The sequence below is a fragment of the Methylobacterium hispanicum genome (genome assembly GCF_022179285.1).
In the GTDB taxonomy this organism is placed as follows: Bacteria; Pseudomonadota; Alphaproteobacteria; order Rhizobiales; family Beijerinckiaceae; genus Methylobacterium; species Methylobacterium hispanicum.
Map to the genome: position 1 here is coordinate 54,576 of NZ_BPQO01000013.1, position 18,100 is coordinate 72,675.

The 18,100-nt window shown below is 73.2% G+C and carries 15 protein-coding genes; 9 read left to right on the forward strand and 6 right to left on the reverse strand.

Annotated features, from left to right (window positions below; translation table 11 throughout):
• Window positions 1–95 precede the first annotated feature (95 nt).
• Window positions 96–905: an endonuclease/exonuclease/phosphatase family protein gene (locus MFF56_RS15845; protein WP_066920897.1), complete on the forward strand. Its 810-nt coding sequence runs from the start codon at window positions 96–98 to the stop codon at window positions 903–905.
• Here MFF56_RS15845 and MFF56_RS15850 read toward each other — a convergent pair.
• A complete protein-coding gene (locus MFF56_RS15850) occupies window positions 796–2,178 on the reverse strand; it encodes a phospholipase D-like domain-containing protein (protein WP_066920904.1) in 1,383 nt (460 codons plus the stop codon). The two genes, MFF56_RS15845 and MFF56_RS15850, sit on opposite strands and share 110 nt — an antisense overlap.
• Window positions 2,179–2,381: 203 nt before the next feature.
• Here MFF56_RS15850 and MFF56_RS15855 point away from each other — a divergent pair, with 203 nt between their 5' ends.
• On the forward strand, window positions 2,382–3,359 hold the full coding sequence (locus MFF56_RS15855) for a right-handed parallel beta-helix repeat-containing protein (protein ID WP_238230362.1): 978 nt from the start codon (window positions 2,382–2,384) through the stop codon (window positions 3,357–3,359).
• Between the two features lie 4 nt (window positions 3,360–3,363).
• Here MFF56_RS15855 and MFF56_RS15860 read toward each other — a convergent pair whose 3' ends face one another.
• The 4 genes from MFF56_RS15860 to MFF56_RS15875 all read right to left on the reverse strand — a co-directional run bounded on the left by MFF56_RS15860 (window position 3,364) and on the right by MFF56_RS15875 (window position 6,793).
• Window positions 3,364–3,810 carry a CAP domain-containing protein gene (locus MFF56_RS15860; protein ID WP_066920493.1) on the reverse strand — a complete coding sequence of 149 codons (447 nt, stop codon included), beginning with the start codon at window positions 3,808–3,810 and terminating at the stop codon, window positions 3,364–3,366.
• 338 nt (window positions 3,811–4,148) lie between these two features.
• Window positions 4,149–5,204 (reverse strand): HD-GYP domain-containing protein, encoded by a 1,056-nt coding sequence (locus MFF56_RS15865; RefSeq protein WP_238230364.1) that lies wholly within the window; start codon window positions 5,202–5,204, stop codon window positions 4,149–4,151.
• Window positions 5,205–5,337: 133 nt separating this feature from the next.
• Window positions 5,338–5,511, reverse strand: a complete 174-nt coding sequence (locus tag MFF56_RS15870) for a hypothetical protein (protein WP_156453664.1) — start codon at window positions 5,509–5,511, stop codon at window positions 5,338–5,340.
• 589 nt (window positions 5,512–6,100) lie between these two features.
• Window positions 6,101–6,793 (reverse strand): GntR family transcriptional regulator, encoded by a 693-nt coding sequence (locus MFF56_RS15875; RefSeq protein ID WP_066924036.1) that lies wholly within the window; start codon window positions 6,791–6,793, stop codon window positions 6,101–6,103.
• Window positions 6,794–7,167: 374 nt separating this feature from the next.
• Here MFF56_RS15875 and MFF56_RS15880 point away from each other — a divergent pair, with 374 nt between their 5' ends.
• The 4 genes from MFF56_RS15880 to MFF56_RS15895 all read left to right on the forward strand — a co-directional run bounded on the left by MFF56_RS15880 (window position 7,168) and on the right by MFF56_RS15895 (window position 12,786).
• Window positions 7,168–7,821, forward strand: a complete 654-nt coding sequence (locus MFF56_RS15880) for a class II aldolase/adducin family protein (protein ID WP_066924034.1) — start codon at window positions 7,168–7,170, stop codon at window positions 7,819–7,821.
• Window positions 7,822–7,900: 79 nt separating this feature from the next.
• Window positions 7,901–9,643 carry an ABC transporter ATP-binding protein gene (locus tag MFF56_RS15885; protein WP_066924032.1) on the forward strand — a complete coding sequence of 581 codons (1,743 nt, stop codon included), beginning with the start codon at window positions 7,901–7,903 and terminating at the stop codon, window positions 9,641–9,643.
• Window positions 9,644–10,001: 358 nt separating this feature from the next.
• Window positions 10,002–11,831: a dihydroxy-acid dehydratase gene (gene ilvD, locus MFF56_RS15890; RefSeq protein ID WP_066924030.1), complete on the forward strand. Its 1,830-nt coding sequence runs from the start codon at window positions 10,002–10,004 to the stop codon at window positions 11,829–11,831.
• A gap of 253 nt (window positions 11,832–12,084) precedes the next feature.
• Window positions 12,085–12,786, forward strand: coding sequence for a GntR family transcriptional regulator (locus MFF56_RS15895; RefSeq protein ID WP_066924028.1), 702 nt, complete (start codon window positions 12,085–12,087; stop codon window positions 12,784–12,786).
• Between the two features lie 4 nt (window positions 12,787–12,790).
• Here the strand turns inward: MFF56_RS15895 and MFF56_RS15900 are convergent, their stop codons facing one another.
• Window positions 12,791–13,204 carry a nuclear transport factor 2 family protein gene (locus tag MFF56_RS15900; RefSeq protein WP_066924026.1) on the reverse strand — a complete coding sequence of 138 codons (414 nt, stop codon included), beginning with the start codon at window positions 13,202–13,204 and terminating at the stop codon, window positions 12,791–12,793.
• A 208-nt stretch (window positions 13,205–13,412) separates the two neighbouring features.
• Between MFF56_RS15900 and MFF56_RS15905 the strand changes: the two genes are divergently transcribed.
• Genes MFF56_RS15905 through MFF56_RS15915 form a run of 3 tightly spaced genes read left to right on the forward strand, consistent with a single transcriptional unit; the run spans window position 13,413 to window position 18,025 of the window.
• The gene (locus MFF56_RS15905; RefSeq protein WP_238230365.1) at window positions 13,413–14,612 is read left to right on the forward strand and encodes an ABC transporter substrate-binding protein; all 1,200 of its coding nucleotides are present in this window, start codon (window positions 13,413–13,415) and stop codon (window positions 14,610–14,612) included.
• A 46-nt stretch (window positions 14,613–14,658) separates the two neighbouring features.
• Window positions 14,659–15,528, forward strand: coding sequence for a branched-chain amino acid ABC transporter permease (locus MFF56_RS15910; protein WP_066924022.1), 870 nt, complete (start codon window positions 14,659–14,661; stop codon window positions 15,526–15,528).
• 4 nt (window positions 15,529–15,532) lie between these two features.
• The gene (locus MFF56_RS15915) at window positions 15,533–18,025 is read left to right on the forward strand and encodes a branched-chain amino acid ABC transporter ATP-binding protein/permease (RefSeq protein ID WP_066924020.1); all 2,493 of its coding nucleotides are present in this window, start codon (window positions 15,533–15,535) and stop codon (window positions 18,023–18,025) included.
• Window positions 18,026–18,100: the final 75 nt, after the last annotated feature.

Sequence of the window (18,100 nt, forward strand, 5' to 3'; positions counted from 1 at the left end):
TTCGGCCGCGATTCGTCCCTAGCCCCCGTCGAACGGGCCGGGCCGTGCCGCGTTGTCCCGCGCCCCGTCCGTCTCAAGGCCATCCCGAATCCGGCATGCTCGATCCCGCGCCCCATCGGCCGCCCGGCCTCGGCTCCGTCGCCGGCGAACCGCTCGCGCGGGCCGACCGGAAGGCCAGCACCGTCAAGATCGTGAGCTGGAACCTCCTGCGCCGCACCGGCGCGGCGGTCACCGACCTCGTCGCGCTGATCGAGCAGGAGCAGCCCGACCTGCTGCTGATGCAGGAGGCCACCCGCGGCATCGCGGCGCTCCGCGAGCGCGTCGGCGGGGTCTACGCCTGGGCGCAGCTGCCCGACCGCATCCACGGGCTCGCCATGTGGGCGCCCAAGCCCTGGGACAGCCCGCCGCTGGTGGTGCCGCTGCCCTCGGGCGCGATGTTCCACCGGGTCTCGCAGGTGCTGGATCTCGGCGATTTCACCGTGGCCAACGTCCACCTCTCGCACGGGCAGATGCTGAACCGGCGCCAGCTGCGCCGGGTCATGGGGGCGCTCTCCGAGCGCGCCGCGGTGCTGGGCGACTACAACATCGTCGGCCCCGCCCTGATGCCGGGCTTCCACGATGTCGGCCCGCGCAGCCCGACCCACGCCATGGGTCGGATGGTGCCGCTGCGCCTCGACCGCTGCCTCGCCCGCGGCCTCGTCTGCGAGCGCCACGCGGTGCTGCCGCGCGGGCCCTCCGACCACCGGCCGATCGTGGTGCACCTGCGCCCGGCGCCGGAATCGCCGGCGCGGGCGGTCAGAGGTATGGCAGCAGCAGTCGCACGGCTGCGTCGCGCAGGCGTACGGGCAGGTGGCGGGCGCGCAGGTCGTCCTCCGTCAGCCGGGTCTCCATCTTCGCCCGGATGAAGCGCTCGATCTCCTCCGCCATCCGCGCGTCGTAGAGCTCGACGTTCAGCTCGAAGTTCAGGCGGAAGCTGCGCATGTCCCAGTTGGCGCTGCCAACGAAGCACCAGACCCCGTCGATGGCCAGCGCCTTCGAGTGGTCGAAGGGCGGCTCGTCGAGCCAGATCCGCACGCCGCTCCTGAGGAGCGGCATCACGTGCGCGCGGGTCGCCCAGTCGACGAAGACGTGGTCCGAGCGGCGCGGGATAACCACGTCGACCGTGACGCCCCGCTCGGCGGCGAGCGCCAGCGCCGCCATCACCACCTCGTCGGGCAGGAAGTAGGGCGTCACGATCGCGACCCGCTCGCGGGCACCGTTGAGCGCGTGCAGGATCACCGACTCGATCTTCATGATGTCGGCGTCCGGCCCCGAGGTCACGGCGCGCGCGACCGTGGGGCCCACGGGCGCGAGGTCCGGGAACCAGTCCGGCCCGTCGAGGATCTCGCCGTCCACGAAGGCCCAGTCGCTGGCGAAGGCCGCCATCAGCTGCTCGACCACCGGGCCCTCGACCCGGAAATGGGTGTCGCGGATCGGGTGGTCCGGCCGGGTGGCGAGGCGGTTCGGCTGCGAGATGTTGACGCCGCCCGTGAAGGCGACCCGCCCGTCGGCGATCAGGAGCTTCTTGTGGTTGCGCAGGTTCAGGAAGGGCATGCGCCAGGGCAGCGCCGAGTGCATGAACAGCCCCGCCGGCACCCCGGCGGCGCTGAGGCGCCGGTAGGCCTTCGCCCGGAAGTAGCCGCCGCCGATCCCGTCGATGATCACCCGGACGGCGACGCCGCGCGCCCGCGCCTCACCGAGCGCCGCGCCGAACAGGCGCCCGGTCGGGTCGTCGCGGAAGATGTAGCTGGTGAGGACGAGGCTGGTGCGGGCCTCCGCGATCGCCGCGAGCATCGCCGGATAGGCCTCGTCCCCGTTGCGGAAGAGCGCGACGCGGTTGCCGACGAGGGCGGGCAGGCCGGTGATGCGGCGCACCGCCCGGTCGAGGGGCCAGAGGGTGTGCGGCACGGTCGCGTCCTCGAGGCTCGGCGCCTCCAGCGCCTCCGAGGGCTTGGTGCGCAGCCTGCGCGCCCGTCGCGTCACCCGGTTGATGCCGAACATCAGGTAGAGCACCGAGCCGAAGATCGGCGACAGCCACGCGAGCCCGACCCAGGCCACCGCGACGCTGACGCGCCGCTTGCGCAGGAGGGCGTGCAGCGTCACCGCGACCGCGAGCGCGGTGCCGACCGCCGCCAGCATGTCGGCCCGCAGGGCGGCGGTGGGCTGGAGCCAGCGGAGCAGCAGGTCTTCGAAGGAACTCAACACGTCACGCGACCGGGTACGGGAGGGGCCGGCTCGATATAGGCGCGTTGACGGCCGCGCGATGCCGGGATGCGGAGGATTGTCGGGCGGATTTTCGTCGGCGTCCCGAAAATGCCGGCCTCGCGCGGCAGAGCGGCCCCATGCCGTTCCTCGCGCCGCCCCTGCCGCCCCCGGACCCGCCGGCCCTCGTCCGCGCGGCCGCCGCCCCCTGCGACGCCGCCACCCGCGCGCGGGTCCTCGCCCCGGCGGCCCCGGGCGCGGAGAGCGTGGCGCTGGCCTGCAGCCTCCGGCTCGGGCCCGAGGATAGGGTGACGAAGCGGATCGTGCTGGAGGGCGCGGCCGCCTCCGGCATCACCCTCGACTGCGCGGGCGCGACGCTGGGGCAGGCCGAGCCGCCGCCCGCTCCCGACGCCTTCGCGATCGCGATCCGCTCGCGCCCGCTGCCCGGCGGCGGCTTCGAGCGGCCCTCGGACATCACCGTGCGCGACTGCCGGATCCTCGGCCACGTGCGGATCTGGGGCATGGGGGTGAACGGGCAGGGCGCGGCCGTGCGCGAATCCTCGCACGGCCCCGGCCATACGGAGCGGGCGCAAGCTGCCGCGCCGACCGAGGTCGCGATCCTCGGCACGACGATCACCGCGCTCGGGCACATCCCGCTCTATCTCGGGCCCGGCGTGACCCGGGTGACGCTGCAGGGCTCGCGGCTCGACGGCCGCTCGCGCTCGACCGCGCTCTACCTCGACGCGGAGAGCGCCGAGAACCGGATCGCGGACAACGCCATCGCGACCGAGACGGGGCGCGAACTCGTGGCGGTCGACGGCTCGGCCCGCAACCGCATCACCGGAAACCGCTTCGACCTGCGGGGGCAGGGGGGCGTGCGGCTCTACCGCAATTGCGGGGAGGGCGGCACGGTGCGCCACCAGACGCCCTCCGACAACGTGGTGACGGGCAACGTCTTCCGGGGGCGGGGGCTGTTCGGCTCGGCGCCGGTGGTGGTCAATTCCCGCGGCGGCTGGCGGCTCTACTGCGGCGAGGACCGCGGCTACCCCTTCGGCAGCAGCGCCGACGACGGCGACAACGGCACCGGCAACGTGGTCGAGCCGAACCGGGTCGAGTAGGGGCTCAGTTCCCCGCCATCACCAGCGCCCAGTAGCGGCGGTAGCGCGTCTCCGGCGCGTCCACCCGGGCGACGCCGATGCGGCGCAGTTGCGGGATCAGCATGTTGGCGTTGTGCTGGGGCGAGGCCTTCCAGCGGGCGAGCACTTGGTCGAAGGTCTCGGAGCCGGCGCTGAGGTTCTCGGCCGCGTAGGCGCGGGCGAGACCCGCCGAGGCCATGCGCGAGGTGAAGGTGCCGCCGAGATCGTGGCTGAGGCGGCCCGCGCGGGCGTTGTTGCCGGCCTGGAAGGCGGCGGCCCGCGTCAGGCCCGCATCCACCACCACCGGCCCCAGCCCGTGCTGGGCGCGGTAGCGCGAGATCGCGGCGGCCGCCGCCGTCTCGTCGAGGATCACCGGCAGGGTCGGGGCGGTGACCTCCGGCAGGATCGCCGAGGTGCCGCAGGCGGCGAGCATCAGCGGGAGGGCGAGCGCGGCGATGCGGGCGAAGGGTCGGATCGGCACGGCAGGGGTCACGGCTTGCGGCGGGACGCCTGCCTCCGGCGCGCCTGCGGCGAAACCGGGGCGGACGCTCCGTCGGTGCACGGATCGCGGCCCGGTGTGGCACCGGAACCACGGGTGGTCCCGGATCCCAAAGGTCGAGACCTTTGGCGGGTGCAGGGCAGAGCCCGCGCCGGCTCCCCTCGCTCGGCTCCGCCGAGCGAGGGGAGCCGACCCCGGGGCTGCGCGCCCCGGACCCCGCCTGCAGCGCCTTCAGGCGCCGAAGGGATTTGACACCCTCGGGGATCCGCGGGCTACCCCGCGTGTGCCAGCGCGACGGGGCGGAAGGCGGCGAGCAGGGCCGGGTCGAGATGGCCGCGCTCGCCGGCCATCTGGGCGAGCGCGGCGAGCGGCGCGATCGGGGCGCGGTAGGCGCGCCGCTCGGTCAGCGCCGAGTACACGTCGCAGATCGCCACGAGGCGGGTGAGGTCCGCGATCGCCGCGCCCGCGAGTCCGTCGGGATAGCCGGCGCCGTCGAGGCGCTCGTGGTGGTGGCGCACGGCGGCGATCACCTCCGGCTCGGTCCCGCCCTGTTCTTCCAGCAGGTCGGCACCGATGGCAGGGTGGCGCTGCATCAGCCGCCACTCCTCGGGGGTGAGGCGGCCGGGCTTGTTGAGGATCTCGGCCGGGATGCGCGACTTGCCGATGTCGTGCAGCAAGGCCGCGCGGGCGAAGCGGCGGTGGTCGGCCCCGCCGAGGCCCAGCACCGCGCCGAACGCCGCGGCGAAGCCCGCCACGCTCAGGGTGTGCTGGTAGACGCCCGCATCGTGCCGCCACACGGTGTGCAGCCAGTCGCGGATTCCGGCCTCGGCCACGGCCTCCACCACGATCTCCGTGCCGCGCTCGATCTCGGCCGGGTCGATCCGGGCGCCGAGCGCCGCGCTGTCGAACAGTTCGGCCACCAGCGCGGTCGCGGCGCCGCCGCGGGCGGCGAGCGCGCGGGCGCGGGTCCGCTCCGCCAGGGCGACGCTCTCCAGCATCGCGATGATGCCGGCGAGCACCGTCTCGCGCGGGGCGTTCGGGGGCAGGATCCGGGCGGTCGGGGAGGGCGCCGCCGGTCCGCCGGGACCGCGCGCGAGGACGAGGCGGGGCACGGCCCGGTCGAGGGCCGCGTCGGCGGCCGCGAGGGCGGAGGTGTCGAGGTCGAGCACCGCGAGGCGCGGACGGCCCGGCGGCAGGCCGTCGCCCGATCCCGCGGCCCGGCAGGCCGCGACCAGCCCGATCGCCCGCGCGAGCGCCCGGCGCTCGGCCGGGCGATCCGACAGCAGGAGGACGAAACCTTCGTCCGGGATCTGGGCGCCCAGTGCCACGTCAGCGCCCTCGGGTCGCCTGGATCAACGATTTGTTGACCCTATCACCAAAATGGTGAGCGAAACCTTGCGCCGAGCGCGCCGTGATAGCGCTCGGCCCGTCCCCGCGGGCGCTTCGCGGTGTCCGGTGGCGTCAGGCGTAGCGGCCGGCCGGCACGGCCGGGTAGCGGGCGTGAACCTTGCGCACGTCCTGGCGCTCGTCCCGGGGCGCCTCGAACAGGTCGGCCACCTTGACGACCAGGAGAATCTGGACCCCGACGACCAGGACGGCGAGCGCGGCGAGGATGAAGGGCAGGGCAAGGAACATGGGTTCGGACCGAGCGTGCTTGAGCGGTGATGTTGCACCGCCGTAATCGCATGCTGCATTGCACTTTGGCATGCCAAGCTTGGCATGCCAATTATGCCCGCGGCGCATGGATGATCGCCCGACCTCTGGGTGTGTTACGGGATTCCGGTATCCGAGAAGGCTGGGGCGCGCAGGACGCGTGACACGGCCTCCGGTCGATCGGTTCGGCCGCGTGCGGTGAACCGTGCCGTGCCACCTCTCCCACAGGGCAGGGCGATCGCATATGCCGAGCGAGCCTAACCCCGGTCAGGCGCGGGTCCCCTCTCCCATAGGGAGAGGTCTGCTTTCGCAGAAAGCCGGGTGAGGGGTATGAGGCTTCCGGATAAACGCGGTGCTGAACGCGCGTCGATGGCGTGCTCAGCTCTGAAAGGTCATACCCCTCACCCCAACCCTCTCCCTATGGGAGAGGGGGCGCGGTGCGGTTCCAGTGGCGATCGAGGAGACGACCCCCGCCATATGCGATCGCCCTGCCCATAGGGAGAGGGGACCCGCACCTCCCTCGGAAACCGCATGACACCGGTCCCGGCGGCCTGCAGGCCCTGCCGCCGGATCAGTCGAGATAGTGGCCGTAGGTGTCCACGTGGCGGGCGAGGCCCAGGCCGTGCTCGCGCACCAGCCGCTCGGCGAGCTCGGCTTGGCGGGCCTCCAGGGCCTTGATGATCGCCACGTGCTCGCGGATCGAGTTCTCGGCCCGCTCGCCCTGGCGCAACGCCGTGTTGCGGATGCCGCGGACATGCATCAGCAGGTTGCTGGACAGGCTCGCGATGGCCTCGCACTGGCCGAGCGAGATGATCTTCTGGTGGAAGCGGATGTTGGCGTCCGAGTACTCGTCGAGATGCTCGGCGGGGCGGCCCTCGTAGAATTCCGGGAACTCGGTGCGCAGGGATTGCAGCTGCGCATCGGTCGCCCGCTCGCAGGCGAGGCGGGCCGCCATGCTCTCCAGCGCGGCCCAGGCGTGGATCATGCCGACGATCTCGGCCCGGGTCTTCTTGATCACGAAGATCCCGCGGCGCGCCTCGGAGCGCACGAAGCCCTCCTGCTCCAGCACGGTGAGCGCCTCGCGCACGGGCGTGCGGCTGACGCCGAGATCCTGCGAGAGCTTGCGCTCGTCCAGCCGCACCTCGTCGGGGCGGCCGTAGAGGTCCATGTTGGTGATGGCGGATTTCAGCGCCTCGTAGGCCAACGTGCGCAGGCTCGAACTCGCGACGATCGGCTTGATGCTGAACTGGTCGCTGTTGGACATCCTGAATCCAGACTTCGCCGGCTGCCGCGCCGCTTCCTGCACCGAGACCTAGCCGAAAGCGCGGACAACTCAAAGCCGCCCCGACCGGGTGCCCACAACGGCGGCATTCGTGGACAGCGCATATTGGCATTTGGAATGCCAAATGTCGAAGCCTTCGTCCAGCGGCTCGCGCGGGCCAGCGCACGACGCGGGTCCCGGGCTAGAGCGCTCTTGCGCCGAAGTGGACGCCGGTTCGGCGCGAGAGAGCGCGTCAAGACAAGAGGTTAGGGCCGTTCCCGATCGCAGCGCGATCGGGAACGGCCCTAGACGGGTCCCGGCGCCCGTGGCAGTGCCGGGTCTTCTCGTCACGTCTTCTCGTCTCGCGGGGAACGCGCATGGCGCGCCACGACGCCTTCCGGGTCCGGCAATCGATCGTGGAGGCCGCCCGCAGCCTCGACGCGCTCGGGCTCACCCAGGGCACATCGGGCAACCTCTCCCAGCGCTGGGAAGACGGGCTGCTGATCACGCCGTCCGGCCTGCCCTACGCCCGCATGAGCCCGGACGACATCGTGTTCATGCGCCTCGACGGCACGCACGAGCACCCGCTCAAGCCCTCCTCGGAATGGCGCTTCCACCGGGACATCCTGGCGGCCCGGCCGGAGGTCAACGCGGTGGTGCACGCCCATCCGATCCACTGCACCGCCTTCGCCATGTGTCGGCGGGAGATCCCGGCGGTGCACTACATGATCGCGGCGGCGGGCGGCCCCACGGTGCGCTGCGCGCCCTACGCCACCTTCGGCACGGAGGAACTCTCCGCCCACGCGCTGGCGGCGCTGGAGGACCGGACCTGCTGCCTGCTCGCCAACCACGGCATGATCGCCACCGGGCCGGATCTCGAGAAGGCGCTCTGGCTCGCGGTGGAGCTGGAGACGCTGTGCCGGCAATACGCGGTGGCGCTGCAGGTCGGCACGCCGGTGGTGCTGCCCGACGACGAGATCGCCCGCAACGTCGAGAAGTTCAAGAGCTACGGTCTGAAGGCGCAGGGCTGAGCGGGCGCGGCGGCAGGTGCGCTGGGCAGCCGGGCCGTCTGCCCCTATCAGGGGGGCCCGCGCCCCTCGCGAGACCCCGATGCTGAAGGCCTTTCTCGCCTATTACCGGCCCCACCGGACCCTGTTCCTGGTCGATTTCGGCTGCGCCGTGCTCTCGGGCCTGCTCGAACTCGGCTTTCCGATCGCCGTGAAGCTGTTCGTCGACCGGCTGCTGCCGCAGCAGGACTGGGGCCTGATCGTGCTGGCCGCCGCGGGGCTCGCGGCCCTCTACGTCGCCAACGCCGGCCTGATGGTGGTGGTGACCTACTGGGGCCACGTGCTCGGCATCAACATCGAGACCACGATGCGGGCCCGCGCCTTCGACCACCTGCAGAAGCTCTCCTTCCGCTTCTACGACGGCCAGAAGACCGGCCACCTCGTGGCCCGCGTGACGAAGGACCTGGAGGAGATCGGCGAGGTCGCCCATCACGGGCCGGAGGACCTGTTCATCGCCGTGATGACGCTGGTCGGCGCCTTCGGGCTGATGACCTGGGTCCACCCGCCGCTCGCCCTGCTGACGGCCGCGATCCTCCCGGTGATCGCCTTCGTGACCTTGCGGTACGGCGGGCGCATGACCCGGAACTGGCAGGCCCAGTACGGGCGCGTCGGCGCCTTCAACGCCCGCATCGAGGAGAATGTCGGCGGCGTGCGCGTGGTGCGGGCGTTTGCCAACGAGGCGCACGAGCGCGCCCTCTTCGCGGCCGACAACGCTCGCTACCGCGCCACCAAGCTCGAGGCCTACCGCATCATGGCGGCGAGCCTGTCGATCAACTACCTCGGCATGCGCCTCGTCCAGATCGTGGTGCTCCTCGGCGGCGCCGCCTTCGTGGTCCGGGGCGACCTCACGGCGGGCGGGTTCATCGGGTTCCTGCTGCTCGTCGGCGTGTTCTACCGGCCGCTGGAGAAGATCGGCGCGGTGGTCGAGACCTACCCGAAGGGCATCGCGGGCTTCCGGCGCTACATGGGCCTCATCGGCACGGAGCCCGACATCGCCGACCGGCCGGGCGCGGTGGCCGCCGGGCCGCTCGCCGGCGCGATCCGCTTCGAGGACGTCGCCTTCGGCTACAGCCCGGATCGGCTGGTGCTGCGCGGGCTGAACCTCGCGGTCGCGCCCGGCGAGACGGTGGCGCTCGTCGGTCCCTCGGGGGCGGGCAAGACCACGCTCTGCTCGCTGATCCCGCGCTTCTACGAGGTCGAGGCCGGCCGCATCACGATCGACGGGCACGACATCCGGGACCTGACGCTGGCCTCGCTGCGCGGTCAGATCGGCATCGTGCAGCAGGACGTGTTCCTGTTCGCCGGCACGATCCGGGAGAACATCGCGTATGGCCGCCTCGACGCCTCCGAGGCCGAGATCCTCGATGCGGCCCGCCGCGCGCGCCTCGGCGACCTGATCGCGGGGCTTCCCGAGGGGCTGGACACGGTGGTGGGCGAGCGGGGCGTGAGGCTCTCGGGCGGGCAGAAGCAGCGCATGGCGATCGCTCGGGTCTTCCTGAAGAACCCGCCGATCCTGATCCTCGACGAGGCGACCTCGGCGCTCGATACCGAGACCGAGCGGGAGATCCAGGCGGCGCTCGCCGAATTGTCGGCCGGGCGCACGACGCTCGTGATCGCCCACCGCCTCGCCACCGTCCGGCACGCCGACCGGATCGTGGTGGTGACCGAGGGCGGCATCGTCGAGGAGGGCCGCCACGAGGCCCTGCTGGCGCGCGGCGGCTACTACCGCCGCCTGCACGCGGCCCAGTTCGCCGCTGCGACCGGACCGCTGAGCGCTGCCGAGTGAGATGCGCCCGTCGCCCGACACGGGCCGACGGTGGCGCCCGCGCTCTCCCTCCCCCCTCTGCGGGGGAGGGTGGCGCCCGAAGGGCGACGGGAGAGGGGAGCGACGGTGCAGAACAGGGCTCGGCCCTTCATGCCGGTCGCGTCCTCTCCGGAAGCCGGGCTCCCCTCTCCCGACCCGGCCTGACGGCCGGCCCACCCTCCCTCGCAGAGGGGGGAGGGAGAACGCGCGGACCCGAGCCGCCGGAACGGCCCCCGGTCACGCTGCATGCCCGCACCGCCCGGAAGACGCTTGAACCCGGCCGCCCGAAGCCGGAGAAGGCCTGGAATTCCTCCAACAAAAATCCCTCCCCGAGACGCCGATGCCCGCCTACCGCTCCCGCACCACCACCCACGGCCGCAACATGGCCGGCGCCCGCGGCCTCTGGCGCGCCACCGGCATGAAGGATTCGGATTTCGGCAAGCCGATCATCGCGGTGGTCAACTCCTTCACGCAGTTCGTGCCGGGCCACGTCCACCTGAAGGATCTGGGCCAGCTCGTCGCGCGCGAGATCGAGCAGGCGGGGGGCGTGGCCAAGGAGTTCAACACCATCGCGGTCGATGACGGTATCGCGATGGGCCACGACGGCATGCTCTACTCGCTCCCCTCCCGCGAGCTGATCGCCGACTCGGTCGAGTACATGGTCAACGCGCACTGCGCCGACGCGATGGTGTGCATCTCGAACTGCGACAAGATCACCCCCGGCATGCTGATGGCGGCGCTCCGCCTCAACATCCCGTGCGTGTTCGTCTCGGGCGGGCCGATGGAGGCCGGCAAGGTCGTGATGAACGGCATCACCCGCAAGTTCGACCTCGTGGACGCCATGGTGGCGGCGGCCGACGACCGGGTCTCCGACGACGACGTGGCGACGATCGAGCGCTCGGCCTGCCCGACCTGCGGCTCGTGCTCGGGAATGTTCACGGCCAATTCCATGAACTGCCTCACCGAGGCGCTGGGGCTGGCGCTGCCCGGCAACGGCTCGGTGCTGGCCACGCATGCCGACCGCCGCCGCCTCTTCGTCGAGGCCGGCCACCTCGTGGTGGATCTGGCCCGCCGCCACTACGAGCAGGACGACGCCAGCGTGCTGCCCCGCGCGATCGCGAGCTTCGCGGCCTTCGAGAACGCGATGACGCTCGACATCGCCATGGGCGGCTCGACCAACACGGTGCTGCACCTCTTGGCCGCCGCCCACGAGGGCGAGGTGCCCTTCACCATGGCCGACATCGACCGGCTCTCGCGGCGCGTGCCGGTGCTGTGCAAGGTCGCCCCGGCGGTGGCCAACGTCCACATGGAGGACGTGCACCGGGCCGGCGGCATCATGGCCATCCTGGGCGAGCTCGACCGGGCCGGCCTCCTCGACGCCCGCGCCGGGAACGTCGCGGCGGGCACCCTGGCCGAGGCCCTGGCGCGCTGGGACGTGCGGCAGAGCGCGAGCCCCGCGGTGCACGAGTTCTACCGGGCGGCGCCCGGCGGCGTGCCGACCCAGGTCGCCTTCAGTCAGGCGGCGCGCTGGGACGAGCTCGACCTCGACCGGGCGGGCGGCGTGATCCGCGACGCGGAGCACGCCTACTCGCGCGACGGCGGGCTGGCGGTGCTGTTCGGCAACCTCGCGGAGGACGGCTGCATCGTGAAGACGGCGGGCGTCGACGCCTCGATCCTCTCCTTCACCGGCACCGCCCACGTCTTCGAGAGCCAGGACGCGGCGGTCGACGGCATCCTCAACGGCCGGGTCAAGGCCGGCGAGGTGGTGCTGATCCGCTACGAGGGCCCGCGCGGCGGCCCCGGCATGCAGGAGATGCTCTATCCCACGAGCTACCTGAAATCGAAGGGTCTCGGCAAAGCCTGCGCACTCGTCACCGACGGGCGCTTCTCGGGCGGCTCCTCGGGCCTGTCGATCGGCCACGTCTCGCCGGAAGCCGCCGAGGGCGGCCTGATCGGCCTCGTCGAGCAGGGCGATCCGATCGAGATCGACATCCCGAACCGGCGCATCCACCTCGCGGTCGATCCGGCCGAGCTGGAGCGGCGGCGGCAGGCGCAAGAGCGGCGGGGCTGGCAGCCGGCCCAGCCGCGCAAGCGGAAGGTGAGCGCGGCGCTCCGGGCCTACGCGGCGCTGACCACCAGCGCCGCCAAGGGCGCCGTGCGGAAGATCTGAGCGGGCGACCGGGTCGGTCTCCAGGATGCCGTCGCCGCCGCGCGGCGGACATCCCGGACGGCCGTGCACGCCCTTCGTCGGCGCTCCGGCGCGAGCGTCGTCGTCGGGCCCCCGGGCGCGGATCGCAGGACCCGCCTCCGGCACCGTCCCTGCATCCGCATCCGCCTCCGACCGGACCCAGCGCGGAGCGTCCCTTGAAACGTCCCTTGAAACGTCTCTTGGAGCATCCCTTGCCGCGGAAGTCCCGAGCGCGATGAGGCAGGCGGGGGCGAATGGCGGAAGCGATCGCGTCGGCGCGATCTGCCGCTCCCTGCGCCGGGCCATCGTCGAGCGGGCGCTGGCGCCCGGCGACCGTCTGCCGGAGGACGCGCTCGGCGAGCGCTTCGGCGTCAGCCGCACCATCGCGCGCCAGGCGCTCGGCCAGCTCGCGGGCGAAGGACTGGTGGAGCTGCGCCGCAACCGCATCGCGGTCGTGGCGAGCCCGAGCTGGGAGGAGGCGCGCGACACCTTCGACGTGCGCATCAGCCTGGAGCGGCTCGTCGTCCGGCGGCTCGCGGGCCGGCTCGACGCGGCGCAGCGGGCGGCGCTCGAGGCCCATATCGCGGGCGAGGCGCGGGCGAGCGGCGGCCCGGAGGCCGGCTCGATCCGGCTCGCCACCGAGTTCCACCTGCTGCTCGCCGAGATGACCGGGAGCCCGGTGCTCGCCCGCTACGTGGCCGAGCTCGGCTACCGCTGCGCCCTGATCCTCTCGCTCTACAGCCGGCCGCACTCCTCCGACTGCGCCGTGAGCGAGCACCGGGAGATCGTGGCGGCGCTGGTCGCGGGCGACGCCGAGCGGGCAACCGCGCTGATGGACCACCATCTCGACGCCGTGGCCGAGCGGGCGCGCATCGTCTCGGAACCCCGGCGCGAGCGCGACCTGATCCGGCTGCTCGCGCCCTACGTCGAGGGCTGAGCGGTCAGCGCGCTTGCCGGTCGAGCAGGCGCTCGGCCGAGTCGTTCCAGACCTCCATGGAGACGATCAGCCCGTCCCGCACGGTGAAGCGATCGACGTAGCGGTTGCCCTCGAAGGCCTCCCCGTCCGGCCACGCGCCGTAGAGCGTGCCGAGGCTGTAGACCGTCGTGATGCCGTCGCCCAACACCACGTCGAGGCGCTCCATGCGCTTCTTCACCCAGGCGTAGCGTCCCGCGTTGAAGGCGGTGACCTCGCGCGGGTGCCGGAAAACGCGCCCTCCCGTGAAGACGATCGCGATGCCGGGCGCCATGTGGCGCGCCGCCGTCTCGGGGTCCGGCACCATCGAGGCTTCGAGATAGGCGGTCACCACCGCCGCGTCGCGTTCCGCCCGCTCCGCCGCTTCCCTATCCACGCTCATCGCTCCGGCTCCGTCTTTCGGTCGGCGCCCAGCATGGCCGAGGCGCGCGCGGCATGCATGCAGAAAGTGTATGCACTTTGGCGCGGACCTGTGCACACGCTGCGCGCCGATCGGGCGGTTCGCGCGCAGCGATGGCCGCGAGGTGGGGGCGAGCACCCTGGCACGGGCGTTGCGGAACCCGGTCGACCACATACGAGCCCGGACCGCCATGCCCCAGCGCCCCCACGCCGCCCGCCTCACCCGTCGCCTCGCCCTCGGCACCCTGCTGGCGGGAGTCGCGTGCCTCGGCTTCGACCTCGGCCCCGTCCGGGCCGCCGAGCCGGTGCGGATCGGTCTCGTCACGGCGCTGAGCGGCCAGTCGGCCAAGTCCGGCGAGGCGATCTCCCGCGGGATCGGGCTCGCCATCGACGAGATCAACAAGCAGGGCGGGGTGCTCGGGCGCCCGCTCGAACTCGTCGCCCGCGACGACGAGGCCAACCCCTCCAAGGGCGTTCTCGCCGCCCGCGAGCTGATCCAGCGCGCGGGCGTGGTCGCGCTGATCGGCGGCCTCGACACCCCGGTCTCGATGGCCATCGTGCCGATCGCCAACCAGATGAAGGTGCCGTTCGTCGGTCCCTGGGCGGCCGGCACCGGCATCACCCGCAACGGGGCGGCCGACAACTACGTCTTCCGGGTCTCGGCGGTCGACGCGCTGGTGGACGAGGCGCTCGTCGCCTACGCGCAGAAGACCTACGGGGCGAAGAAGCCCGGCGCGATCCTCGTCAACAACGCCTGGGGCGAGTCGAACCAGCAGGGGATCGTCGCGGCGCTGAAGGCCGCGGGCCTGCCCTCAGCCGGGATCGAGAAGTACGAGGCCAACGACCTCGACATGGTGCCCCAGCTCACGCGGCTGCGCGAGGCGGGCGCCGACGCGCTCTTCCTCGTCGGCAATGTCGGCCCCTCGGCCCAGGTGGTGAAGTCCCTCGACCGGATGGGCTGGGACGTGCCGGTCGTCTCCCACTGGGGCCCGGCGGGCGGGCGCTTCGACGAGCTTGCCGGCCCCGGCGCGGCGCGGGTGCACTTCGTCCAGACCTTCACCTTCGCGGGCAACGAGAACCCGAAGGCGAAGGCCGTGCTGGAGGCGCTGAAGGCCAAGTACCCGGCGATCAAGTCGATGGCCGACGTCACGCCGGCGGTGGGCATCGCCAACGCCTACGACGCCACGCACCTGATCGCCCTGGCCATCCGGGCGGCGGGCTCGACGGAGGGCCCCAAGCTCCGCGACGGCTTCTACAAGGTCGCGCCCTATCCGGGGCTGATCAAGACCTACGAGACGCCCTTCGCGCCCGGCCGGCACGACGCGCTGGGACCCGCCGACTACGTCTTCTCCCGCTTCCGCAACGGCGAGATCGTCGCGGTGGCGCAATGACGGGGCCCGGCGGACGGCGCGGCGGACGAGACGGGGAGCGGGCGTCATGCTGACCGGCATCCTCGTCAGCGGGCTCGGCCTCGGCAGCATGTACGGGCTGGTGGCGCTGGGCTTCCACATCACCTTCGCGGTCTCCGGCACCGTGAACTTCGCGCAGGGGAGCGCCGTCACGCTGGGGGCGGTGCTGGGCTACGCCTTCGGGGTGCGGCTCGGCTGGCCGATGCCGCTGGCGGCGGCGGCCGCGCTCGCCGGCTGCGCGCTGCTGGGGCTCGCCGTCGAGCGCCTGCTGGTGCGCCCCTTCGTGGCGCGGGGCTCCGACGCGTGGCTGCTGGCGACCGTGGCCGGCGGCATCATCCTCGACAACGCCCTCTTGTTCACCTTCGGCAAGGAGCCGCGCAGCCTCCCCTCCGCCCTGGTGGCGGCGCCGGTCCAGGTGCTCGGCGCCGGGATCTACCCCCTGCAGCTCGCGATTCCCGCGGTCGGGATCGCGGCGGCGCTCGCCATCCGGGCGGTGTTCCGCGGGACCGAGCTCGGCCGCGTGCTGCTGGCGGTGGCCCAGAACACCGAGGCCGCGCGCCTCATGGGCATCGATGTCGGTCGCACGATCGCCTGCGCCTTCGCGCTCTCGGCGGTGCTCGCAGGGACGGCGGGGCTCCTCATCGCGCCGCTCTTCTCGGTCTCGGCCGAGATGGGGGCACTCTTCGGGATCAAGGCCTTCGCGGTGGCGATCCTCGGCGGGATCGGCTCGGCCACCGGCGTGGTGCTGGCGGGCCTCCTCTACGGCCTCGTCGAGGCCGGCGTCACCGCCACCCTCGGCTCCGGCGCCACCCAGATCGTCGTGTTCTCGGTGATCATCCTGGCGCTGGCCCTGCGCCCGAACGGCCTCCTCGGCCGTGCCGCCGTCAACAAGGTCTGACCCGATGCGCCCAGCGTTCTCCCCCCGCGCGCCGGCCGCGATGCCGCTGGCCATCCTGACCCTGACGCTCGCCGGCCTCGGCCTCGTCGGGGCGACGAGCGGCTACAGCCACTTCGTCATCGCGCTCGTGGCGCTGACGGTGGTCGCCGGCACCGGGCTCAACGTCCTGCTCGGGCTCGCCGGACTGATCTCGTTCGGCCATGCGGGCTTCTACGCGGTCGGCGCCTACACGAGCGCGATCCTGACGCTCAAGGGCGTGAGCTTCTGGGCGGCGCTGCCGGCCGCCGCCGCTCTCTCGGGCCTCGTGGGCGCGGCTCTCGCCGTGCCGGCCATGCGGGTGCGCGGCCCCTACCTCGCCATGGTGACGATCGCCTTCGGCTTCCTCGTCGAGCACGCGCTGATCGAGGGCGGCGACCTCACCGGCGGCCAGAACGGCCTCGTCGCCGCCGCGCCCCCGAGCTTGTTCGGGCAGACCTTCGGCGAGCGCGAACTGGCGCTCCTCGCGGTGCTGGCGGCGGGCCTCAGCCTCTACGGCTTCCATCGCCTGCGCGACGCCCGCCTCGGCCGGGCGATGCGGGCGGTGCGCGACGCGGACGTCGCCGCAGCCTCCCTCGGCTTCGACCCGGTGCGGGTGAAGACCGCGGCCTTCGCGATCTCGGCGGCGCTCACCGGGCTCGCGGGCGCGGTGCTGCCGCCCCTGATGCTGTTCATCGCGCCGAGTTCCTTTCCCTTCTCGCAGTCGATCCTGTTCGTGCTCTCCGTCGTGGTCGGCGGGGCCGGCACGGTGCTGGGCCCGCTCTTCGGCGCCCTGGTGACGGTGCTGCTGCCGGAGGCTCTGGCCGGGCTCGCCGAGTACCGGCTGCTCTTCTTCGGCCTCACCACGCTGGTCGTGCTCTGGCTGGTGCCCGCGGGCCTCGTCGGCAGCCTCGCGCGGCTGCTCCCGCGCGGTGGCGCGGCCCCCGCGCCCGCCTCCGGGGCCGGGGCGCCGGCCTTCCTGCGCCGGGCCGAGCGCGAGGCGCTCGCGGTCGAGGGCCTCGGCATCGCCTTCGGGGGCATCCGGGCGGCCGACGGCGTCGCCTTCGCAGCGCCGCCCGGGGCCGTCACCAGCGTGATCGGCCCGAACGGGGCCGGCAAGACCACTGTGCTCAACATGGTCTCGGGGTTCTATCGCCCGAGCGCCGGCACGATCCGGCTCGGATCCCGCGACCTCGCCGGCGCCCCCGCCCACGCGGTCGCCCGCGCGGGCATCGCCCGCACCTACCAGACCACGCGGCTGTTCGGCTCGCTCTCGGTGATCGAGAACGTGACGCTCGCCCGCGCCCCCGGCCGGCTGCTGCGCCGGGCAGGGCCGGAGGACCGGGCCGAGGCCGCCGCGCTCCTCGCCTTCGTGGGCTATGCGGGCGCCCTCGACCGGCCGGCCGCCGAGCTCGCCCATGTCGATCGCCGCCTCGTGGAGATCGCCCGCGCGCTCGCGGGCGCCCCCCGCGTGCTGCTCCTCGACGAGCCGGCCGCGGGCCTCGCCCGGGCCGACACCGATCGGCTCGGGACCTTGCTGCGCCGGATCGCGGCCTGCGGCATCGCGGTGATCCTGGTCGAGCACGACATGCCGCTGGTGATGGGCGTCTCCGACCGCATCCTGGTGATGGATGCGGGCCGCCCGATCGCCTGGGGACCGCCCGCCGAGATCCGCCGGAACCCGGCCGTGCTCAGGGCCTATCTGGGCGCCGCCGACACCCCGGCCCGGCCGCGGGCCGAGCCCTGGACCGGGCCGGCCGACCCGGTGCTCGCCGCCCACGGCCTGCGGGCGGGCTACGGCGCCGCCCCCGTCCTCGACGGCATCGCGCTCGCCGTTCGGCCGGGCGAGGCGGTGGCGCTGCTGGGCTCCAACGGCGCCGGCAAGTCCACGGCGATGCGCGCGCTCGCCGGCCTGCTGCGCCCGGTCGAGGGATCGATCGTGCTGGCCGACGCCGCGATCGGGGCGCTCCCCGCCCACGCGGTCGCCCGTCTCGGCCTCGCCCTCGTGCCGGAGGGCCGGCAGGTCTTCCCCGAACTCACCGTGGTGGAGAACATCCGGCTCGGCGCCTGGAGCCGGTCCGGGAGCCGGGACGGGCGGGTCGATCCGGCCGAGGTCGAGGCGCTCCTCGACCGTTTCCCGCGCCTGCGCGAGCGGGCGGAGAGCCGGGCCGGCCTGCTCTCGGGCGGCGAGCAGCAGATGCTCGCCATCGCCCGCGGGATGATGGCGCGCCCGCGCATCCTGCTCCTCGACGAGCCCTCCCTCGGCCTCGCCCCGGCGATCATCAACGACCTCTACGCGGTGGTGGCGGAGCTGCGCGACCGGGGCACCACCATCCTGATCGTCGACCAGATGGCGGCGCTGGCGCTGACCGTCGCCGACCGGGGCTACGTGCTGGAGCAGGGGCGGGTGGCGGCCTCCGGCACGGCGGCCGAGCTCCGGGCCGATGCGGGGCTGGAGGCCGCCTATCTGGGAGCCGCCTGACGCCTCGCGACTTTGCCCACGACACCATCCACGACGCCATCCACGACGCCATCCACGACACGCACACCGGGACCC

Coding starts and splice junctions, on each gene's coding strand:
- MFF56_RS15845 (WP_066920897.1), top strand. CDS start 96: ATGCTCGATCCCGCGCCCCATCGGCCGCCCGGCCTCGGCTCCGTCGCC.
- MFF56_RS15850 (WP_066920904.1), bottom strand. CDS start 2,178: ATGCTGGCGGCGGTCGGCACCGCGCTCGCGGTCGCGGTGACGCTGCAC.
- MFF56_RS15855 (WP_238230362.1), top strand. CDS start 2,382: ATGCCGTTCCTCGCGCCGCCCCTGCCGCCCCCGGACCCGCCGGCCCTC.
- MFF56_RS15860 (WP_066920493.1), bottom strand. CDS start 3,810: ATGCTCGCCGCCTGCGGCACCTCGGCGATCCTGCCGGAGGTCACCGCC.
- MFF56_RS15870 (WP_156453664.1), bottom strand. CDS start 5,511: ATGTTCCTTGCCCTGCCCTTCATCCTCGCCGCGCTCGCCGTCCTGGTC.
- MFF56_RS15875 (WP_066924036.1), bottom strand. CDS start 6,793: ATGTCCAACAGCGACCAGTTCAGCATCAAGCCGATCGTCGCGAGTTCG.
- MFF56_RS15880 (WP_066924034.1), top strand. CDS start 7,168: ATGGCGCGCCACGACGCCTTCCGGGTCCGGCAATCGATCGTGGAGGCC.
- MFF56_RS15885 (WP_066924032.1), top strand. CDS start 7,901: ATGCTGAAGGCCTTTCTCGCCTATTACCGGCCCCACCGGACCCTGTTC.
- ilvD (WP_066924030.1), top strand. CDS start 10,002: ATGCCCGCCTACCGCTCCCGCACCACCACCCACGGCCGCAACATGGCC.
- MFF56_RS15895 (WP_066924028.1), top strand. CDS start 12,085: ATGAGGCAGGCGGGGGCGAATGGCGGAAGCGATCGCGTCGGCGCGATC.
- MFF56_RS15900 (WP_066924026.1), bottom strand. CDS start 13,204: ATGAGCGTGGATAGGGAAGCGGCGGAGCGGGCGGAACGCGACGCGGCG.
- MFF56_RS15905 (WP_238230365.1), top strand. CDS start 13,413: ATGCCCCAGCGCCCCCACGCCGCCCGCCTCACCCGTCGCCTCGCCCTC.
- MFF56_RS15910 (WP_066924022.1), top strand. CDS start 14,659: ATGCTGACCGGCATCCTCGTCAGCGGGCTCGGCCTCGGCAGCATGTAC.
- MFF56_RS15915 (WP_066924020.1), top strand. CDS start 15,533: ATGCGCCCAGCGTTCTCCCCCCGCGCGCCGGCCGCGATGCCGCTGGCC.